We start from the raw sequence: 21,111 nt of genomic DNA, 5'->3' as shown, positions 1-21,111 counted from the left end.
GCGCTTAGCTTTTGCCGTACATTTTTTCACGAAGTGCCTTGATTTCCTCATTTGCGAGGTAATCGTCGTAAGGCATTCTTCTGTCAATCGTTCCTTTTGGAGTAAATTCGATGATTCTGTTCGCAGAAGACTGGACAAATGCGTGGTCATAGGAGCTCATCAAAACCGTCCCGTTGAAGTCGATGATGGCGTTGTTGAATGCCGTGATGGATTCCAGATCGAGGTGATTTGTAGGTTCATCCATCACCAGGAGGTTTGGATTTTGGAGCATCATTCTGGAAATCATGCAGCGGACTTTTTCACCCCCGGAAAGGACCGTACATTTTTTGAAAGTCTCTTCCCCTGTGAAAAGCATCCGGCCGAGGAATGTCCGCACGTAAGCTTCTTCCTGATTGGTGGAATATTGTCTCAGCCAGTCGATCAGATTCAGATCCGTTTGAAAATACTGGGAATTGTCGTTTGGCAAATAGGCCTTGTTGATGGTCACACCCCATTTCATCGAACCTTTGGTTGGCTGGATTTCCTCCATGATGGTCTGGAAAAACTTGTTGACCGCCTGCTTGGTCTTGGAGATGAAAGCGATTTTGTCGCCTTTGTCTACCATCAGGTTGACATCGGTGAAATAGGTCACTCCGTCGGCTTTGAGCTCAAGGTTTTCAGTCATAAAAATCTGATCACCAGCTTCTCTTTCAGGCTTGAAAATGATGCCCGGATATTTACGGGAAGATGGCTCAATGTCATCAATATTGAGTTTTTCGATCATTTTCTTGCGGGCAGTTGCCTGCTTGGACTTCGCCACGTTGGCAGAGAATCGATCGATGAAGTTTTGCAGTTCTTTACGCTTGTCTTCCGCTTTCTTGTTGGAATCCGAACGCTGCTTCAGTGCCAATTGGGAAGATTCGTACCAGAACGTATAGTTACCGGAGTAGATTTTTACTTTTCCGAAGTCAATATCCACGATGTGGGTGGACACGGTATCGAGGAAGTGTCTGTCGTGGGAAACCACGATCACGATGTTTTTGAAGTCCAACAGGAAGTTTTCAAGCCAGTCGATGGTGTCCGCATCCAGGTCGTTGGTAGGTTCATCGAGAATAAGGATATCAGGATTTCCAAACAGTGCCTGAGCCAACAAAACGCGGACTTTTTGATTACCGGCCAGTTGATTCATGGGCAGGTAATGCAAATCTTCGTTGATGCCAAGGCCGGAAAGGAGGGAAGCAGCGTCCGATTCGGCATTCCAGCCATCCATTTCGGCAAATTCTGACTCAAGTTCAGAGGCTCTCAAGCCATCCGCCTCCGTGAAATCTTCCTTCAGGTAAAGCGCGTCCTTCTCAGACATGATGGCATACAGCGTCTTATGCCCCATCAGGACAGTTTTCAATACCTCAACTTCATCAAATGCAAAGTGATTTTGGCTCAAAACAGCCATCCGCTGTCCTGGAGTGATGTTGACCGATCCGCTGGTGGAATCCATTTCACCGGAGAGGATTTTCAAAAAGGTTGATTTCCCTGCACCGTTGGCCCCGATCACACCATAGCAATTGCCTGGGTTGAATTTAAGGCTGACCTCATCGAAGAGGGTTCGCTTACCAAACTTGAGGGAAAGATTATCTACTGAAATCATGGAGTTTTTCTGCTTTTAAGAGGCGCAAAGATAGGGAATAATATTTTTTCAGCCTTAGGCAAAGCCATGCCTTAAAGTATGCTTTTGTGCATTTAACATCTTTTTCAAAAGAATATTTTTTCAGTTGGTTATATTGAAATCCCTTAATCGGCCCTTCAATTTTATGAGGAATGCGCTTTGGACCTTGGGTATTATTTTTTTGCTGATAAGCCAAAGCTTTTCAGCCTTTGGTCAACTTTCTACAGTCGGGAAAGAATTTTGGGTGGGTTTTATGGAAAACAACCGGGTTGCGGCTACCGGGCCAAATAATGCCGGGGCTCCGGATTTTGCAGTTTTGGTGATTACTGCCAATGAAAACACGACAGGGGCTTTGGAGTATCGGGGACAATCGACCCCGTTTTCCCTTTCAGCCGGACAGCAATTTACGCTACGGGTTCCTTCAGCGGATTTGGACTTGCTTCATAGAACTACCGGAGTTGTCGAAAACAAAGGGATTCATATCACCTCAACCGGGAAGATCGCGGTGCATGCTTTCAATGAGCGGTTTCGGAGTGCTGACGGCACAGTGGTTCTTCCCATTGGGGCATTGGGTCGGGACTATTACATCACTTCCCACTTTGAATATTTGTCTGTAAATGTCAATTACAATGGGAACAGTGATAACGAAAGCACGCTTTTGGTCGTCGCCACAGAAGACGATACAGAAATTGAAATTACCACCAGTGTGAATTCCCTGAGCGGAAATGTGGCGGATACTCCCTCCATTATTACCCTGAACCGGGGTCAAAGTTACCAGATCAAAGCCAGAGGAGATCTGACCGGTTCCCGAGTTCGTGTGATCGGTGAAAATGCCGATGAGTGTAAAAAAATAGCGGTTTTTGGAGGGAATAAATGGACTTCGGTGGGGAATTGCGGTGAAGCAAATGACCACCTCTTTCAGCAAGCCTATCCGGTAAACACCTGGGGAACGAGCTTTGTCCACGTGGCTTTGTCCGGAAGGACTTCCGGTGAATTGGTGAAAGTATTGGCATCTGAGGACAATACCGAAGTTTTTGTGAATGGCGCCTCCAGGGGGACAGTAAACCGCGGGAAATTTTTGGCTTTGGAGTTTGGTCCCAATGAATCCGGAAAAATCGATACCTCCAAGCCTTCCTCAGTCACTGTTTTTTCCAAAAGCATGGCCTGTAACCAGCAAAATTCTCCAGATGCAGGGACCGGTGATCCTTTTATGATTACCTATAGCCCGAGTGAGCAGTTTTTGACGGGCTTGACTTTCGTTGCGCTCAACCTTCCCTCCATTGTCAATCACTATGTGAATGTGGTGGTGAAAACAGGGACTCAAAACGCTACTTTTTTGGATGGACAAAACATCGGAAACCGTTTTTCCCCGCTTCCCGGTGATCCGGATTTTCAGTATGCCCGGGTTACGATTTCTCAGGGAGTTCACAGTCTGCGGAATGTAGATGGTTTTGCAGCGTATGTGTACGGGTTTGGGCAGCTGGAATCCTACGGTTATGCTGCCGGTGCGGCATTGGATAACCTGAATTTCATGCCCGAAGTCGCTTATGATTTTGATATTGAAGGGGAAAAAATCGCCTGCCTCAATCAGGAAGGGCTTTGGGCGATCAATTCCGAAAATCCAGATTTCACCTATTTTGTTTGGGATTTTGGAGATGGATCTGATCAGGAAATCGGTCAGGAGGTGCCCCATATTTTCACAGAACCCGGAATTTATGAGGTAAAAGTCTTGGCTGCGTTGAGTCCCAATTCCTGTGACGAGCAGGAGGAAGTTACTTTCGAAGTGGAAGTCATCGAAACAAAGGCGGCGCTCGAAGGGGAATTGTCTGTCTGTCCTGAGGTCGAAGAAGTCATGTACCGGGTCAGCGATCTGGTCAATGTGACAACAGCCAAGTTTGAGGTAGAAGGAGGGATGATTGTGGAAGATTATGGAGACTCGGTCTTGGTCAATTGGGGACCTGCCAACCCAAATGCCAAGCTCAGGCTGATCCCCTATTCCGAAAACGGCTGTCCTGGTGCGGTGGTTGAATTTGCAGTGGTCATTAACGAGAGAATTGTGGTAGCTGCTGCAGCCGGTGAATTACAGGTTTGTTTTGATCCAACTGTTTCCCATCCTTATTCAGCACCAGTTACGGTTGGAGGGAGGGGGTACGATTGGGTGGTGACTGGGGGTCAAATTATTTCCGGTCAGGGAGAACCTGAGATCGAAGTAAGCTGGGATCAGCCCGGAATCACCGGTAAAGTCGAATATACTGCCTACAGTTTGGTGGATAACAAATGTGAAGGTAAAGCCGAAGCAATCCAAGTAAAGGTAGCGGGAGAATTTGTAGTGGAAACAAAGGACCAGACGAATCTAAGCTGTGCCGGTGACAATTCCGGAAGGATCCAACTGGAGGTGCGGGGTGGCGTGGCTCCATATAAATTTGAATGGCTTCATGATGCCTCGCTGAATTCTCCTGATGCCTTAGGCCTGATTGCAGGAAGCTATACAGTGAAAGTGACAGACCAATTGGGTTGTGTCCAAATGATAGAAAACTTGGAATTGACCGAACCGGAGCCGCTTTCGGTAGTATCTCTGACTCCGGCCGGCGTATCCTGCTATGGAAAAACCGACGGAGAAGTATTGGTTAATATAACCGGAGGAGTAGGGCCTTATACGTTTGAATATCTGGGGGCAAAGACATTTTCAGGACAGATTTCATTGGGAGAAATGCCATCCGGAACCTATGAATGGGAAGTGAAAGATTCCAATGGATGCATGATTCCCCTGAATTTTGAAATTACTTCTCCGGTTCCTTTGGAAGTTGATGTTCGATTGGAAAAAGCAGCCTGTCCTGGTGGCTCCAACGGAGAATTGTTTGTCTTGCCCAAGGGGGCAAATGGTCCGTTCATATACCAGTGGAAAGACACCCGGCTAAGCGGGAATCAGGTAACCGGACTAAGTGCAGGAACCTACGAGCTGGAGGTAAAAGATGCTTCCGGTTGTATCACAATTGGTCAGGGAATCGTGCGGGAAGCAGCGCCTGAAGTACGGATGCCAACAGGTTTTGACCCAAGACAAGCCCCCGGATTGTACCAGGGTGTTTCAAACTGTGAGACTGAATTTCAGTTGTGGATTTTCAACCGTTGGGGACAGTTGATTTATACCGGACCAAGTGGATGGGATGGAAGAGTAAACGGCGAAGACGCAACTACAGGGACCTATTCCTACCTAGTGATTTACAGCTTTTTATTGGAAGGCAAGGAGTCCACTTCTGAAAAAAGAGGAACATTTACCCTGATTCGTTAAGCTTTTTTCCTGCCAAATTGAAGGATTTGAATAGTTTTGCTCCCGAATGATTTTTAAACTCCCATGAAGAAGATTTTGATTACGGGCGGGGCTGGCTACATTGGTTCGCACACCGCCGTAGAATTGTTGAATGCAGGAATGGAGCCCATTATCCTGGATGATTTGTCCAATTCAGATGCAAAAGTTCTGGATCGACTAGAGGAAATCACCGGAAAACGCTTCACCTTTTACAAAGGCGATTGCAATGATAAATCCACGCTTGAAGCCATTGCCAAAGACCACAAAATCGAGGGCGTGATCCATTTTGCGGCCTTTAAGGCTGTGGGAGAAAGTACAGCCCAGCCTCTGAAATACTATCGGAACAATGTCGGATCACTGATCGTGTTGCTCGAATTTATGCAGGAACAAGGTCTCAAAGATCTGGTTTTTTCCTCCTCATGCACTGTTTATGGCCAACCGGAGGTTTTGCCCGTGACGGAATCAACTCCGAGACAGGATGCAGAAAGTCCCTATGGCAACACCAAAAAAATCTGTGAGGATATTTTGGTGGATTTTATAAAAAGCAAGCCAGGCTTGAGAGTGGTTGCTCTTCGGTATTTCAATCCGGTCGGAGCGCATCCCAGTGCCAAGATCGGGGAGTTGCCCTTGGGTATTCCCGCCAATTTGGTCCCTTATATTACCCAAGTGGCAGCCGGTATCAGAGAAAGACTTACTGTATTTGGTGACGATTATGATACCCCGGATGGCAGCTGTGTACGCGATTACATCCACGTGGTAGATCTAGCCGATGCCCATGTGAAGACGCTGAGCTTTCTCCAGAAGCAGGAAATGGACTTTTACGATGTTTTCAATGTCGGAACAGGAAATGGCAATACCGTTTTGGAAGTGATCCATTCTTTTGAAAAAGTAAGCGGAGTCAAGCTCAACTACCAGATCGGGCCCCGAAGACCCGGTGATGTGGTGAAAACCTGGGCAGACACCACCAAGATCAACCAAGTGCTTGGCTGGCATGCCAAGTATTCCCTGGAGGACTCCATGCGTGACAGCTGGAATTGGCAGAAGGGGTTGGTGTAAAAGAAGTGGGTTTTCCTTACCTGAATTTTGAAATTTCGAGGATGGTCAACAGGTATGACCGATGGCTTGTTAAAGATGGACACCAGTTGAAGCCGAGATTTTGAACTTCAAAGTAAAGTTTATACCCAAGATGCAAGCTTGTCAAATGGCTGCACATTTATTTTGAAGCCGTCCTGTTCAAATTGATCTTCCTGAGCCAGTGTGATTAACATCCCTTCTTTTTTATTAAAAACTTCATGGCTTCCCAAAGCCCATTCAATTCTCGCTTTAGATTCTCGGTGTTTAAATCGTAGCATACTTGTACCAATTCCACAAGACCATTTCTGTCAAAGACCACGAAATCGCACTCATGCTTTTCTGAGAAGTAATAGATTTCCTGATATTTTCTTCGAAAATGTAAAAAGACCATGTTCTCAAATCTTCTTCCATGATCGTCAGAAAACGACCTAGTATTGTTTGTGACCAGTCCGGTGTCAATGGAGTAAACCTTTTTGGCATTGACCAACTGCTTTCTCTGTGAAAAGCTAAACTTGGAGACAAAGAAGAACAACCAGCTTTCTTCCAAATAGGAAAAATACTCCATCACAGTACTGGTTGCTTTGATTTCCAAGACTTTCCGAAGATTATTTCCAGACACCGGTTTGGCTACATTAGATATCAAGTATATCGCCAGATTCTGCAAAGATTTCACATCCCTTATTCCATACCGGACCGCGATATCACGCAGTAACAAATCATCAAACAATTGATGAAGCAATTCAGCTCTTCCGGATTTTAAATACTCCGGAAATCCTCCGGATGTTAAATACTCCAAAGTGATATCCTTGGTGTTTGGCAGCTTTTTAAATTCGCAAAATTGACGGTAGGAAAACGGAAAAAGCTCTCGGGTGACATGTCTGCCGGTAAGTTTGGTGCCTAACTCTTTGCTTAGTAAAGAAGCATTGGAACCTGTGATTACGATATTTGAATTTTCCTGATCGAGTTTTTGACGGACGAACCTTTCCCATCCCTCCACGACTTGTACTTCATCTAAAAACAAAGAGGTTTGGCCCTGTTCAGCAAGGATCTTTTCGATTTTTTGAAAATCCTCCACAGCGAAACCGTAAAGTCTCGGATCCTCAAAATTGAGATAAAAAGCATCAGGGTATTGGTTTTCAAGTAATTGTACCAAAAGTGTACTTTTTCCACACCTCCGTATACCCGATATGATCAAAGCGTGGCTTTTGATCAATGAAAAATCATCTAATTCTTTTCTTAGCAATCCGAGAGGTCTATTCTGAAGATTGCCTTTTTGACTTTGAGCGACCTCATTTAGTAAGTCCTTAGATATCATAGTCGAAATTTCGTGTCAAGATACAATAGTGTTGTTTACTAAACAATATTATTATTGCTTAGTAAACAACACTTATGCCTTTTCTTAAAAATTACGTGTCTTGAAGCTAGTCTCTGGGATCAATTGAAATCGATGCATCATTTCACCAAGGCCACAGGCATGATCTATAAGGTTGGATTTGATCCACGTAGAGTTCTTCGGAACCCGCGAAAGCATCTAAAGCAATTGAATGTTTATTCGACTACAGCCTATTTACTTCAAACTTTTTCAAAAAAACATCCACCAAAATGCCTTCCAGTCGTCGGAATCGATCAAAACCAGATAAAACACATAAATGAAAATATACGCTGGTAGGGCAATCAGGTAGGGCAGATAGACTTTATTGTGCTTCTTTTCATAGATCAGCAATCCTATCATGATGGCAATGGCGAGAATTGGTCCCGGCAAACCCAATCTTCCCAATGCGGGATTGATAAATGGAAGCACTGACAATACCATCAATCTGGAATGATAGGCTGTATTTTTCCTGAAATACATGGCCAATGCATAGCAGGGAATAAAGAAAGTCATGTCTGCGATTCCGATCAAATTGGTATCCAAAGCTCCCTCCGGTACAGGTATGTTTCTCATAAAATTAATCCGGATCAGGATGATCATGGAGACCACCATCAGGGGAAATATCAGGTAACTGAGTTTCCCGACCTTTCGGTGTATTGCCAGCTTGTTTCTTTTGATCAAAATAGGCTGAACAATCAGCATTCCCAGCCATAGCAATACCATAATTCCATGAAAATGCAGCGCAACTGTGAAGCCCTCGAAAAAGGGGAATTTCACAAAATAGGTTTTAAAAAAACCTGCAAAAACCATTAGCAGGACGGCAATAAAAAGGTAATGGGAATTTTTATAGAGCTTTTCCATAGTGGTGGTTTGTTACTTTTTAAAAATGGTAAGGCGGCAATGGAGTCCTCCACTAAAATTCACTCTGGCATTCATCTCTTCGATGGAAGCAAAAGGTTCTTTTTGGTAAAAGGCAGTAATTCTGAAGAAAGTAGGCTAGCAAAAAAATATCAACCGTGTCCTTTCTAAAATCACAGGAAATTAGAAAATAAATAACTCATTTTCAATGGGATTGAAAGAGGTTAAAAAAGCAAAGCAGATCAGAATGGACTAAGCGCTTGATTCGTCAAGGGTTTTCAAAAACTCGAGGTGAATGGTCTTGTGACTTCGTCGAGAATGGGATGTCAAGAATTAATTACAAATTGGTATAAATTTAACGTCGAGCCTCAAGCTGCTCCTCGCCAAACGTCCAAACTACGACAGTGGGGTTAAAAATTCAGATTCCCCTGCTGTGGACTGTTGACCGTTGTCTGTGGACTACTTTAATTCCCACCAACAGGCAACTCCACTTCTTCTCCCCAGATGTATTTATTAAACCATTGCCAATTATGCCAGGTGGCAGCAAGGCGTTCTTTTGGTTTGGTGATGCCGTGGCCAAAACCTTTGTAGACAATCAGTTCCGAAGGTACATTTTTATCCCGCAGGCCTTGCAACAACTCATAGGCGTTGGGAATGGGAACACGACGGTCGAGCTCCCCGTGCTGGATGAGAGTCGGTGTTTTAGCTTGGTTGATATAGGTCATCGGTGAAGTTTTGCGGTAGATTTCTTCATCATCCCAAGGCGTGGCTTTCAGGTAATGCCGGGTAAAAGGATGAATGTCTGTGTTGACATAATATGTCATCCAATTGGAAATCCCTGCCCCGACCGAAGTGGCTCTAAACACATCCGAACTGGTCGTTAAAAATGCGGAGATATAACCTCCCTGACTCCAGCCCATGCTGCCCATTTTTTCGGTGTCGATAATCCCCAGAGAATCGAGGTGTTCAATTCCCGAAAGCACATCCCAGGCATCCCCCACACCGAGATTTTTCACATTGAGTGAGCGGAATGCTTCCCCATAACCCGCCGAACCCCGATAGTTGGGTCTCAGAACGAGCGCACCTTTATCCAACCATTGCAAGATCGGATAGACATAACCTGGCACAGGTTGCGGGGTATCGATTCCGGTTGGACCACCGTGAATGACCACCAGAACCGGGTATTTTTTGGAGGGATCGTAATTTTTCGGTTTGTGCAAAATGCCTTCAATCACTGCACCATCCTTGCTTTTCCAAGCGATGACTTCACTCTCGGCAGTTTTCCAGTCGGTAATCTGGTCTGACATTGCTGTAAGTTGGTTCGGAGAAGGAGCATTTGTTGCCAAAAGGAAAATTTCATTCAACTGCTCGTTATTTCGGGCATTTATCGCAAAATGATCCCCGTTTTTCGAAAACGAAATACCAAAGATCTGATCCGGTGAGTTTAAGAACGTGCCAATCTCTCCGGTTTCCGGATTGATTTTGTAGATAGGCCTTTTGGTTTTGTTCCATGCTGAGAAGTAAATGCCCGAGTTGTTCCAAATCAGTCCTCCAATTTGTTCATCAAAATCTTTGGCAAGCTGACGCTGTTCTTTCGTGGAAATAGAGATGGAGAATAGCTTATTGTTGGTGTAGAAGTAGGAGAGGGAATCCGATAGGTTGGTGGTGAACAGCAACTCTTTGGAATCGGGTGACCAAGTTTGAAGGTTGTCTCCGTTTGGATTAGAGACGAGCAAACCGGTTTGTTTTGAAGACAAATCCAGAACTGATATCCGCGATTTGCTTCTCGTGTTGATCAAAGGATCGGGCTGATGGTTGAAGGCGACTTTTGAACCGTCAGGGGAAACCAAAAAATAGGTTACCGTAAACTTTCCTTCGGTCAACCTTTTGGCTTTTGTCCACTCAATGCATCCAGCTTTTACTTTCAGGGAATCCGCTGTTTCATAACATGGCAATTCAGAAGGTAGCGGACGGTCTGGATCAAAGTCAATTTCCCAGAGATGGGAGAGATTGAAATCTTTGTCATCTGTTTCAAATGCACCATATCGCTTCTCGATTTCCTTTTTATCCTGCTTCTCCGCCTTCAGAAAAATCAGTTTGGTTCCGTCAGGATGCCATTCAAATCCTTCTATGCTTTCCTCTTCCTGAGTCACCGGTCTGGCTTCACCGCCATCCGTGAAGATCACCTGAATCTGGCTTTTGTTTCCCCGGTCCGCCATAAAAGCAATCCACTTTCCATCAGGTGACCAGACAGGATTGCTGCTGTTCCCCTTTAGAGTATTGGTAAGTTGAAAGGGAGGTTGCCCATTTTTCGATAACCAAATCTCCGTGTCGTACCGGTTGTCGGTCCAATCTGTGGTCTGAACAGTGTAGGCTACATGCTTTCCGTCCGGAGAAATGGCCACAGATCCCGCACTGCGCAGAGAGATGACCTGCTCCATAGTAGGAACCTGCTGCGCAAAAAGAGCTGTGGAAAAGCACAATAGAAAATTCAGGAGTAGAAAATTTTTCATGGTTGGGAGGTGGTTTAAAAATTCATCTTGGGTGCAAAAGGGTGTAGATCCTTTGTCCTACTTACCTTTTTGAATTTAAAGAAGGAAAACTGGAAATCAAGATGAGTGGAGGCGAAAAAAAGTGGGGATTTTGAAGCCATTCCCGTTACTCGAAATCCTCGATAGCAATCGGGAGCAATTTCGAGGTGCTGTTGTAGGATTTTTAATCCGTCTTATTTTGACGATGGGGATTACAAATCCCAGAACAAGACTTCAGGATTTCAAATCCTGAAGAACGGGGAACCCCATCCAACTTCAATCCTACTTATCTCTATTCTTAACCACCAACTCTTTATACCCAAATGTAGGATCCGTTTCCCGTTGGTAACTATGATCCAGGTCTTCACCTATCACGACTTCGAGGGTGGTGTAGACCAAGTTGCCATCGAGCAGGTGTCCGCCAATCGTCCGCCCGGTACTATCGCTCACAGAAAGGTGAACGTGATTTCCTTCAGTACCCAACAAGCCAGTAAGAGAGACCACCTCAAAATGTCCTTGCGCTTGAGTGCCTTCGGGTTGATTGGTAAATCGAATCGTATACTTCGTAAGACTGCCAACGGCTGACATGATAAAACCCGCCTCGATTTGATTGTCTGTAATGAATTTCTTGAGCTGCGGCATCACATCGTCACCGGGAAGCATGCGGAAGGCATGTACACGAAAGGACGGTTTCATAGGAGCGGGTTTATTACACTGAATAAATAAAAAACAAAACAATAAGGACAATGTGGAATTAGTAAATCTCATGTTTTGTATCAGTTACAAATTTTCGAAGGTGGTGGTGGAGAATCTACTCATTAAATCGCCTAAACTTGGATGGTCAGGAAATTTTAAAGTAGTAAGGAAGGCTTGGTCTGAATTAAGGTTTCTGCTGATTGCAATTGGGATTACAAATCCCTGGACAAGATCTCAGGATTGCGAACTAGAGTGCCTTTGTGCAGACTAATTCGCAAATCTGTACTCTTGTGGTGACATCCCAACACGCTGCTTGAATAAACGGGTAAAATGCTGGGGATATTTGTAACCCATCTCATAAGCGATCTCGCTGATTGACTTGCTTCTGTCAAAGATTTTTTCTTTGGCAAGGTCTATCACTTTAGCCTGTAAAACTTCAAGGGCGGAAATCCCGGTTTCTCTTTTTACCAGGTCACCGAAATAATTGCTGGAGAGATTTAGTTTATCAGCACACCATGCCACTGTGGGTATTCCATTGTCTTGTGGCAGTTCGGATTGAAAATATTCCTTGAGCAAGCTTTCAAACTTGGTCAAAATATCTTTGTTCACCGGTTCTCGGGTAATAAACTGGCGATCATAAAAGCGCACACAATAGTTCAGGAACAGTTCGATATTACTTATGATCAAGGTCTTGCTATGTTTGTCGATTCCACGTTCCATTTCTTCGCGAATTTTCCTGAAACAATCCAACACAATCAGCCTTTCGCTTTCCGAAACATGCAAGGCCTCGGCTACATCATAGTCGAAGAATTTGTACTCGCTGATCTTCTTTCCAAGTGATGTGCCCTTTATTAAATCTGGGTGAAATACCAATGCCCAACCCACAGGCTGAACCAATTTTTCTTCGGGTGAATCAAATCCAAAAACTTGTCCAGGGCTGATGAACAGCAGCGTCTCTTCTTGATAATCGTAAGTGTTTCTTCCGTATTGAAAATCCTCACACCTCAGGTCTTTCAGGAAGATGATATAGATCTCAGATAAACAGCGGTAGGGCTTAATTGGTGAAGATTTGGATTGATCCAATACACTAACCAATGGATGCAAGGTCACCTGTCCCCTTTTCGAATTGAATTGCGTGACGCTATGAAGTCTTTCAATTTTGTCCATGTTCTTCAGATTTGCTACAAAAATAACCCAATGAGACGCGTGTTGTACAGCGAAATACCGGAATCAGTAAAAGTGGTATAGGATACTGTAAAACGGGTAAGTGTCTTGCCTTGAGATAGATTCAACTTTGTCCTATGCAAAGTTGGAAAAAAGTAGGCCTCCTGCTCATCGCCTTATTCTGGTTCTCATCGGTGCCTGGCTTTGGGCAACGCGACAGCACGTTATTCTTCAAAAGTGCCTTGAGCGTCACCCAAAACGGATTTTCATTTATCCCTTCTTTCTCACTGGGTAAACCGGCCATAATCTTCGAGCCCTCGATTGGAAACAAGAGGTGGAGCTTCGAACCGCAGTTCAGGTTTGCTCTGGAAGGTAAGCCCTGGTCATTCATATTTATCTACAAGTACAGGCTAGTTGACAAAGGTAAGTTCTCACTCCAGGTGGGAGGTCACATTCCTGCACTCATATTCAGCACGCAGAAAGTTATCAGGAACGGCGAGACAGAAGATGTGATTGTAACCCAGCGCTTTTTGGCTGCTGAGCTCGTGCCAAATTATACTTTGTCAAAAAAAGTAAGCATAGGTATGTATCTCCTGCGTGGCCATGGCTTTGACAAAGGCGGTATTCAGGATTCCTATTATGCCGGACTAAGGAGTTCTATTACCAATCTCAATGTATCTAAACGAATATTCTTTAAGCTGAATCCGCAGGTCTATTATTTAAAAACGGATGATAAAGACGGGGTTTATTTAACCAATACACTCACACTGGCCATGCGAAATTTCCCGCTTTCGATTTCAAACATTGTTAATAAGGCAATCCAGACTGATATACCCGGGAAGGCCTTTGATTGGAATGTGAGTGTGATTTACTCGTTCGATAAAAATTACGTTCGTCGTTAACCTTAAAGCCCATTATAAAAAATAATTATGTATTTCAATGCAAAGAAGTGCCCTAAAGTTATGCAAGGGTTGAACAACAAACCCGTCCTCCAGCAATTGTTTCTGTTTGTAGCGCTGATTTTATCGGGAATATCCCAGCCTGTCTTGGCACAGGAATCTCATCCAAAAACTCCCACTCCGGTGGAATTCATGGCCGGAAACAATAGGATGTTTTTTCAAATGGTAGTCATTAAAGAGTTTTCGCCAGAAAGTAAGTTTGATTTTTTGAGTGTGTCCTCATTTTCCGCTGGCTATGACAACAAAGAGGAGGATTTAGATATTGCCATTCCTTTATATATAAATTATACTATTTACAAAGGATTTAGTATTGCCGGAGGCGCCACAGTGAACAACCATGTCGGTATTTTCCCCCGTTTGGGTGCAAAGCATTCCTTTACAAATAAAGAATGGGTGGCAGTAACTATAGCTTCATTCTACCTCAATTCACAAAAAAATGTAGAACTTTTTGGTATATATGAATACAAACCTCCAATCACTCCTAAAATCAATTTGTTCACCAGGCTGCAGTTCCTATATATCCACAGTACCCGGGATAAACTTCATGCAAGGAGCTTTCTTCAACTGAGAACCGGATTAAAAATAAATGCCCTAAATTTTGGTATTGGAGCGAATTTGGACCAATACGGAGACGAAAAAATGTTCAAGCCAAATTATGGAGTTTTTGTGGGCTGGGCATTCCAATAAAGCCGCTGTTGTAACCTGGATTCAATCGGTTACTGATGAAGAATACAATTTCAGGTACTAACAAATTCCTAAAAAATGAAAGCCATAATAGTTATTTTGATAATGATGCTCACGCAGATCACATTTCAAACTGCCTTCGCACAAGAAAAAGGTCAGCTTGTAAGACTGGCAATATTGGTTATCGATTCGGCCTATCTGGAGGAGTATAAAGTATTTCTGAAAGAAGGTGTTGAAACTGCACTACGAGTGGAACCTGGCGTCATTACCATATACGCGCTGTCCGAAAAGGAAAACCCTTCCCACTTTACTATCCTAGAAACTTATGCAAGTGACGAGGCTTACCAAACTCACATAAAAACACCTCACTTCCTCAAGTATAAGAATGGTACACTTCACATGGTTAAATCCCTAGAACTGGTAGAGACTGTACCTTTGCTTCCGGAATTGAAAGTCAGTCAAATAAGAAGTAGTACTAAAAAAGATAAACCCTAATTGATATGAGGAAGTCTCTTTTAACTTCAATCACTGTTATAATTCTTATCGCCTTTGCGGGTGAAGGATATGCACAGGTAGCCGACCAGACAACGCAAAAGAAGTATCAGGCCAAAGCGCCACCAACCCAAGCGTTTGGAAAGGAGGCGTTCGGTTCTTCGAAAGAGACAACCATCCGATGGCTGGGCATGGGCGGATTTCTCATCAACAGTCGTGGTACAACTCTAATGGTTGACCCATTGTTGAAGGGTTTTGATATGCCGGTTATGATAGACTTCCCAATTAAAACGGAGGAGGTTCCGAAGCTTGATGCTATTCTCGTTACACATAGTGACAATGATCACTACAGTATTCCAACCAATCGTGATTTGAAAGCAGTCATTGAGGCTTACCATTCTACGATCTATGTCGACTCCTTAATGAAAGCAGAAGGTTTTCCGTCTTTTGGCCACAGTCCGGGTGAGAAGTTTAAAGTTGGACCTATGTCAGTCAAAATGGTTGCCGTAGACCATGCCTGGCAAAATGCCTATCCGGGAGCTGCGACACGGACTTTTAAAAATGAGGATTCCACTGGCTTTCTCATTGAAACTCCCGATGGAACAATCTGGGCACAGGGTGACTCGCGTTTGATGCCCGAGCACCTTACAATCTCCCCAGCCCCAGATGCTATACTTTTTGATTTTTCAGATAGCGAATGGCATTTCACATTTGAGGGGGCTGTGAAAATTGCAAACGCTTATCCCAATACACCACTGTTGCTTTGTCATTGGGGATCAGTGGATGCACCGGATTTTGCTCCGTTCAATGGTGATCCCGAAAGATTAAAAAAGGCAATTTCTAATCCTGAACGGATTCATGTTCTTGCGCCTGGTCAGCCTTACACGCTGGGCAAGTTGAAGTGATTGTCAGAATAGACTTAGACTGGGAAGGTGCTGTTAGCAAGAGTTATTCTCTTCTATTTTGCAGTTTCAATTTTTCTATTTTACTGCCACCTGCAATTGAAAATTCGGTTTCCAATTCAAGAGATTTATTTGATTTTTCTATCAATTTCAATATATACTTTGTTGACCTTGTCGCAGAAGATGGCTTGATAGCCTTCAAATGAATCGATTTTTTCTCAGATCCTAGCCCCCCATACTCTTTAGGAAGGAAGCTTATGAAAGGGTATTACGTTTATCTTATATCCATTCTGTTCAAAGCTGTCTTCCTGTGCAAGTGTAACCAACAGTCCTTCTTTTTTGTCAAAAAACTTCATCGCTTCCCATAAGCCATCCAGTTCCCGTTTGAGGTTCTCGGAATTTAACTCGAAGCAGACCTGCACTAACTCCATCAAACCCTGCCTTCCGAAGATGACCAAATCACATTCGTTTTTCTCAGAGAAATAATAAATTTCGGGATAGGTTCTGCGGAAATGCAGAAAGACCATATTTTCAAATCTTCTTCCAAGATCTTCCGAAAATGACCTGGAATTGGCTGTCACCAGTCCCGTGTCGATGGAATAGACCTTTTTGGCATTGATCAATTGCTTCCGTTGGGAATAACTAAACTTGGATATAAAGAAGAATAACCAGCTTTCCTCCAAGTAGGAAAAATATTCCATTACGGTGCTGGTTGCCTTGAATTCCAAGACCTTTCGTAGGTTATTTCCAGATACTAGTTTGGCTACATTGGATATCAAGTAGATCGCCAGATTCTGCAAAGATTTCACATCTCTTACCCCGTACCTGATTGCGATATCGCGAAGTAATAAATCATCAAACAATTGATGGAGTAATTCTGGTCTTCCGGTCTTCAAATACTCCGGAAATCCACCCAAACTCAAATACTCCGAAGTACTGTCGGAAGACTTGGTCAACTTTTGAAATTCACAAAATTGATCGTAAGAAAATGGGAAAAGTTCTTTGGAGACATGCCTTCCTGTAAGTTTGGTGCCGAGTTCTTTGCTTAGTAATGACGCATTGGAACCTGTAATTACGATCCTGAAATTCTCCAGATCCAGTTTTTGACGTACAAATCTTTCCCATCCTTCTACCACCTGAACTTCATCCAATAACAAGGAAGTTTGCCCCTGTTCTGTTAAGAGTTTATCTATTTTCTGAAAATCCTCAACCTTAAAACTATATAGCCTTGGATCTTCAAAATTGAGATAGAAAGCATCAGGGTATTGATTTTTGAGTAATTGGATCAAAAGTGTACTTTTTCCGCACCGCCGAATTCCGGATATGATCAGTGCATGGCTTTGAATCAGAGAAATGCTGTTTAATTCATTCCGGAGCAATCCCAAAGATCTTTTTTGAAGATTTTCTATTTGGCTCAAAGCCACTTCCTGAAGTAAATCCTTGGATAGCATAGCCAGCTTTTAATTCAAAGCTACAATAATGTTGTTTACTAATCAACAATAATATTGTTTAGTAAACAACATTATTGTTGATCATGTAATCAATCTTTGCAAAACTGAAGATGTTCCCATGGGGATCGCTCAATACCCTGCCGCCTGTCCGTCTTTCCTTGACTCCGATGCGCCGAAATAGACCTTGTGGATCCGGTCATAGTAGATGGCTTGATAGCCTCCAAAAGGCCCGATGCTGTACTCGACGCGGTGGCCCATTTCTTCGAGTTTGCGGATGACTTCGTAGTCGAATCCACTCTCCAAGTTGAGCGAACCTCCATTGGTCATCTGCGAACCAGTGGGTTCGGAGGAACCATTATGCCGCATCCTCGGGGCATCGCCCGCTTCCTGCAGATTCATGCCAAAATCAATCAGATTGACCACAATCTGGGTATGACCCTGAGGCTGTACCGAACCGCCCATGAGGCCAAAACTGATGAAGGGTTCCCCGTCCTTGGTGATAAATGCCGGGATGATCGTGTGAAAAGGTCGCTTGCCTTTTGTCAGTGAATTCCAATGGTTAGGATCCTGGACATTGAACTGTTGTCCCCGATTTTGCAGGACGAAGCCCAATCCATCCGGAACCATGCCCGACCCAAACTCATCATAAATGCTCTGAATAAAGGAAACCATATTGCCGTCTTTGTCCGCGACGGTCAGGTAAGTCGTGTTTCCCAGTTCCAGATCTCCAGCGGGATAGGCCATGGCTGCGCGCTCAGGATCGATCAGTTTCCTACGTTCCGTGGCGTATTCCTTGGAAATCAGCTGTTCCACAGGGATTTGATTAAAAGCCGGATCTGCATAGAACTTGGCCCGGTCTTCGAATGCCAGTTTTTTGGCTTCAGTCAGCACATGGAGATATTCAGCACTGCCAAAGCCCATGGATTTGATGTCGAATCCCTCGAGAATATTCAGCATCTGAAGCACGGCGATTCCCTGACCATTGGGCGGGAGTTCCCAAACATCATAGCCACGGTAATTGGTGCTGACGGGATCCACCCATTCCGAAGTGTGTTTTTTCAAGTCTTCATAGCTGAGATAGCCTCCGTTTTCCTTCATAAAGTGGTCGATCGTCCGGGCAATTTCCCCTTCGTAAAAAGCAGATCTTCCTTCGGTTGCGATGAGCTGATAGGTATTGGCGAGGTCAGGATTTTTGAAGATTTCTCCCTTTTTCGGTGTGTTTTTGCCATTTGGCATGTAGGTTTTCCGGAAACCCGGAATGTCCTGCATGGTTGGCCAGTTGTTGTTCATCTGCCAGGCGATCACTTCTGAGACGGGGAAGCCCTTGTTTCCATAATCGATGGAGGGTTGGAGAATTTCCTGCATGAGGAGCTTTCCAAAGCGCTTGTGCATTTCAAACCAGCCATCTACGCAACCGGGAACAGAAACGGGTAGGGGGCCAAGCAAGGGGACATAACTCAGTCCTTTTTCCTTGAAAACCTCAATGGTCAAACTTTCCGGGGCACGTCCGCTTCCGTTGAAACCGTAGAGTTTTTTGGTTTTCGCGTCCCAGATGATGGCAAAGACATCTCCTCCGATTCCGCAGGCTTGGGGTTCCACCAAGCCCAGCATCGCGTTTGCGGCGATCGCGGCATCCATGGCCGAACCGCCTTTTTTCAAGATGTCCACGGCAACCTGAGTGGCCAGGGGTTGGCTGGTGGCTGCCATTCCGTTTTGGGCCAGGACCTCAGATCGGGTGGTGAAGGATTTGCCAGTGACCCGGTCTTGGGAAAAGGAGAGGAGGGGAAAGAGGATTCCTGTGAGGAGGAATAAAAGGGCATTGGATAGTCTCATGGGGTTTGGAGTCAAGGAGTATTGAAACTAACCTTTAGTCGAGACTTTTTGATTACCGAATGAAAAAAAATAGTCCATAGCCTATGGTCGATAGTCTATTGTAAAATATTGTTTTAAGCCTAAGCCAAAAATTGGCGGTAGCCAGTGACCCTTAGGTTGATTCCGCCCTTCGAGGGTTGTAACCTCAAGAACTTATTCTCGGATTTGAAATCCTAAGATACTACCTCAAATTGCAAATTTGGACGAGCAGTTTATAAGGCATAGTAGACCTCCAACCTCCAACTTCCCAACTTTCTTAGCTTTTCTCTGCTTCCTCAGGAGGGCAATCAACTCCCTTCTCGACGATGACTTCTTCTGTTTCCAGCTTCATGGCAAAGTCCTGCGGATGGATTTCTACCTCATACTTTTCTGTATAAATCCGTGTAAACGCTGCACCGAAGAACAAAATGAGGCAGGAATAGGATACCCAAAGTAGAATCAACACGACGGAGCCGGCTGCACCATAGACAGAATTGGGATTGGCAGCACCGAAGTAAATACTCAGCAATATCTTTCCCAGGTTGAAAAAGATTGAGGTCATAAATCCACCAAGCCACACCGAACTCCATTTGATTTTCATATCCGGCATAAATCTGAAAATCAGGACAAACAAAAGCCCAAGGACAAAAGTGGACAAACCAAACTCAAAGAATTGGGCTAAATACACGATGCCGGGTTCCCATAGTCTGGATAGAAATTTGCTCAGAACCGTCAAGGCTGTGGACACTACGAAACTGATAATCAACAAAAAGGCAATCACCATCACAAATCCCAGACTTATCGCCCGGTCTTTGACCAATTTCCAAATCCCGGCATTCGGGTCTACTTTGACACTCCAGATTTCATTCATCGAGATCTGAAGTTGATAAAACACACCCGTTGCCCCAAAAATCAAAATAGCCACACCGATGATGGTGGCAAAAACGGTTTGGTCCTCCTTTCTGGAATTCTCGATAATCTCCACCACGGATTTGGCGGCATCCGGTCCAATAGCGCTCGAAATCTGCTGTGTGATCTCGCCCTGCACAATCTCAGTGCCCCAAATAGCCCCAACTGAATTGATCACCACAATCAGCAATCCCGGGAGGGACAAGACTGCATAGTAAGCCACGACAGCTCCCAACCTCCAGGGATTATTTAAGTTCCAAAGCTTGAATGTTTCCACAAAAAGCTTGGGAAGGTGCTTGACTTTGAAACCCTGTTTTTTTACCATTTCATATCTAAGTTGTCAAAAAAGGAGCCAAGAAAGGGATTTGGAAGAATTAATAGCAGCAGAGGTGATGGACTGAAAAAATAAATGAGCTCCTAAGGCTCAGCTCAAGTGTTTGTCCCGATGGGAGGGTAAAGCGTTTCGGGTTTGTCCGGTAGACAAATCCAAGTAGCAGCCAAACTATAGACTGGGTAAAAATTCGGGAAATTCCCTAACCTATCCGATTTTCCTTCACTCCAAAACCCTCACCAGCAGCCTCTCCGATACTTTTTCGCTCAAGGTCTCTTGCGGATGGTTTTCGTAACTAACCACTAAACTGAGATCGTACGCTTCCCGGGATAATACATTCAATTGAGTGCCCAGAGCCAACTTCCGGCTGTTCAAAAACTCCAAAAACTCTGTGGACGAATTGGTCAATGCTGTGAGTTGGACCGTTTGACCGGGTTTGCAGGAGGAAAGTGGTACGTAGGAAAATTCCTGGATTCTCCCTTGGTTGTCAGGAATCGGCGATCCATGAGGATCTATTGTCGGGAAACCCAACATTTCATCCATTCTCTGGAAAAATTTGGGGGCATGGATATGTTCTACTTGCTCGGCGATTTCATGAACTTCTTCCCATCCAAATCCCATCTTTTTTACCAAAAACATCTCGGTCAGTCGGTGCTTTCGGATAATTAGAGCGGCTTCTTTTTGACCGGCAGCAGTCAGGATCAAAGGCTTATATTTTTCATAATTCACCCAACCGCTTTTCTGTAGGCTTTTCACCATGCTATTGGCTGTCGGAAGGCTAACCTGAAGCCCATGGGCTAGTTCGGATAGGTTTACTTCTCCCAGGGAATTGGAAAGATTAAAAAGTGCTTTGAGGTAATTCTCTTCTGTGGAGGAAGCCATACTTGG

Annotated in this window: 16 protein-coding genes; 6 read left to right on the top strand and 10 right to left on the bottom strand. The window is 44.3% G+C overall.

Going from position 1 to position 21,111, the window contains the following annotated elements; translation table 11 throughout:
• Positions 1-4: 4 nt before the first annotated feature.
• Complete coding sequence (locus tag B0E43_RS11145) at positions 5-1,624, bottom strand: ABC-F family ATP-binding cassette domain-containing protein (protein WP_077349646.1); 1,620 nt, start codon at positions 1,622-1,624, stop codon at positions 5-7.
• A 163-nt stretch (positions 1,625-1,787) separates the two neighbouring features.
• Here B0E43_RS11145 and B0E43_RS11140 point away from each other — a divergent pair, with 163 nt between their 5' ends.
• Both B0E43_RS11140 and galE read left to right on the top strand, forming a co-directional pair.
• A complete protein-coding gene (locus tag B0E43_RS11140) occupies positions 1,788-4,931 on the top strand; it encodes a PKD domain-containing protein (RefSeq protein WP_077349691.1) in 3,144 nt (1,047 codons plus the stop codon).
• A gap of 63 nt (positions 4,932-4,994) precedes the next feature.
• Positions 4,995-6,005: a UDP-glucose 4-epimerase GalE gene (galE, locus tag B0E43_RS11135; protein ID WP_077349644.1), complete on the top strand. Its 1,011-nt coding sequence runs from the start codon at positions 4,995-4,997 to the stop codon at positions 6,003-6,005.
• Positions 6,006-6,210: 205 nt separating this feature from the next.
• Here the strand turns inward: galE and B0E43_RS11130 are convergent, their stop codons facing one another.
• The 5 genes from B0E43_RS11130 to B0E43_RS11110 form a co-directional block, all read right to left on the bottom strand.
• Positions 6,211-7,338, bottom strand: coding sequence for an ATP-binding protein (locus B0E43_RS11130; protein ID WP_217349163.1), 1,128 nt, complete (start codon positions 7,336-7,338; stop codon positions 6,211-6,213).
• A 267-nt stretch (positions 7,339-7,605) separates the two neighbouring features.
• Positions 7,606-8,256, bottom strand: coding sequence for a hypothetical protein (locus B0E43_RS11125; RefSeq protein ID WP_077349642.1), 651 nt, complete (start codon positions 8,254-8,256; stop codon positions 7,606-7,608).
• A gap of 461 nt (positions 8,257-8,717) precedes the next feature.
• Complete coding sequence (locus B0E43_RS11120; protein WP_077349640.1) at positions 8,718-10,766, bottom strand: S9 family peptidase; 2,049 nt, start codon at positions 10,764-10,766, stop codon at positions 8,718-8,720.
• 300 nt (positions 10,767-11,066) lie between these two features.
• Complete coding sequence (locus tag B0E43_RS11115) at positions 11,067-11,480, bottom strand: PPC domain-containing DNA-binding protein (RefSeq protein WP_256386920.1); 414 nt, start codon at positions 11,478-11,480, stop codon at positions 11,067-11,069.
• Between the two features lie 267 nt (positions 11,481-11,747).
• Positions 11,748-12,647 (bottom strand): AraC family transcriptional regulator, encoded by a 900-nt coding sequence (locus B0E43_RS11110; RefSeq protein ID WP_077349636.1) that lies wholly within the window; start codon positions 12,645-12,647, stop codon positions 11,748-11,750.
• A 134-nt stretch (positions 12,648-12,781) separates the two neighbouring features.
• Here B0E43_RS11110 and B0E43_RS11105 point away from each other — a divergent pair, with 134 nt between their 5' ends.
• The 4 genes from B0E43_RS11105 (at position 12,782) to B0E43_RS11090 (ending at position 15,684) form a co-directional block, all read left to right on the top strand.
• Positions 12,782-13,546: a hypothetical protein gene (locus B0E43_RS11105; RefSeq protein WP_077349634.1), complete on the top strand. Its 765-nt coding sequence runs from the start codon at positions 12,782-12,784 to the stop codon at positions 13,544-13,546.
• Between the two features lie 69 nt (positions 13,547-13,615).
• A complete protein-coding gene (locus B0E43_RS11100; RefSeq protein ID WP_254423409.1) occupies positions 13,616-14,290 on the top strand; it encodes a hypothetical protein in 675 nt (224 codons plus the stop codon).
• Between the two features lie 75 nt (positions 14,291-14,365).
• A complete protein-coding gene (locus tag B0E43_RS11095) occupies positions 14,366-14,782 on the top strand; it encodes a putative quinol monooxygenase (RefSeq protein ID WP_077349629.1) in 417 nt (138 codons plus the stop codon).
• Between the two features lie 5 nt (positions 14,783-14,787).
• Positions 14,788-15,684 (top strand): MBL fold metallo-hydrolase, encoded by an 897-nt coding sequence (locus B0E43_RS11090; protein WP_077349627.1) that lies wholly within the window; start codon positions 14,788-14,790, stop codon positions 15,682-15,684.
• Between the two features lie 239 nt (positions 15,685-15,923).
• Here B0E43_RS11090 and B0E43_RS11085 read toward each other — a convergent pair whose 3' ends face one another.
• The 4 genes from B0E43_RS11085 to B0E43_RS11070 all read right to left on the bottom strand — a co-directional run bounded on the left by B0E43_RS11085 (position 15,924) and on the right by B0E43_RS11070 (position 21,105).
• Complete coding sequence (locus tag B0E43_RS11085) at positions 15,924-17,132, bottom strand: ATP-binding protein (RefSeq protein WP_077349625.1); 1,209 nt, start codon at positions 17,130-17,132, stop codon at positions 15,924-15,926.
• Positions 17,133-17,261: 129 nt separating this feature from the next.
• Positions 17,262-18,965 (bottom strand): gamma-glutamyltransferase, encoded by a 1,704-nt coding sequence (ggt, locus tag B0E43_RS11080; protein WP_077349623.1) that lies wholly within the window; start codon positions 18,963-18,965, stop codon positions 17,262-17,264.
• Positions 18,966-19,260: 295 nt separating this feature from the next.
• Positions 19,261-20,217, bottom strand: coding sequence for a YihY/virulence factor BrkB family protein (locus B0E43_RS11075; RefSeq protein WP_077349621.1), 957 nt, complete (start codon positions 20,215-20,217; stop codon positions 19,261-19,263).
• A gap of 228 nt (positions 20,218-20,445) precedes the next feature.
• On the bottom strand, positions 20,446-21,105 hold the full coding sequence (locus B0E43_RS11070; protein ID WP_077349619.1) for a metal-dependent transcriptional regulator: 660 nt from the start codon (positions 21,103-21,105) through the stop codon (positions 20,446-20,448).
• Between the last annotated feature and the right edge of the window lie 6 nt (positions 21,106-21,111).

This window comes from Algoriphagus sp. A40, from assembly GCF_002002735.1.
Classification (GTDB): domain Bacteria; phylum Bacteroidota; class Bacteroidia; order Cytophagales; family Cyclobacteriaceae; genus Algoriphagus.
Note: the sequence above shows the minus strand (reverse complement) of the source record. Positions and strands in the feature narration are given on the sequence as shown.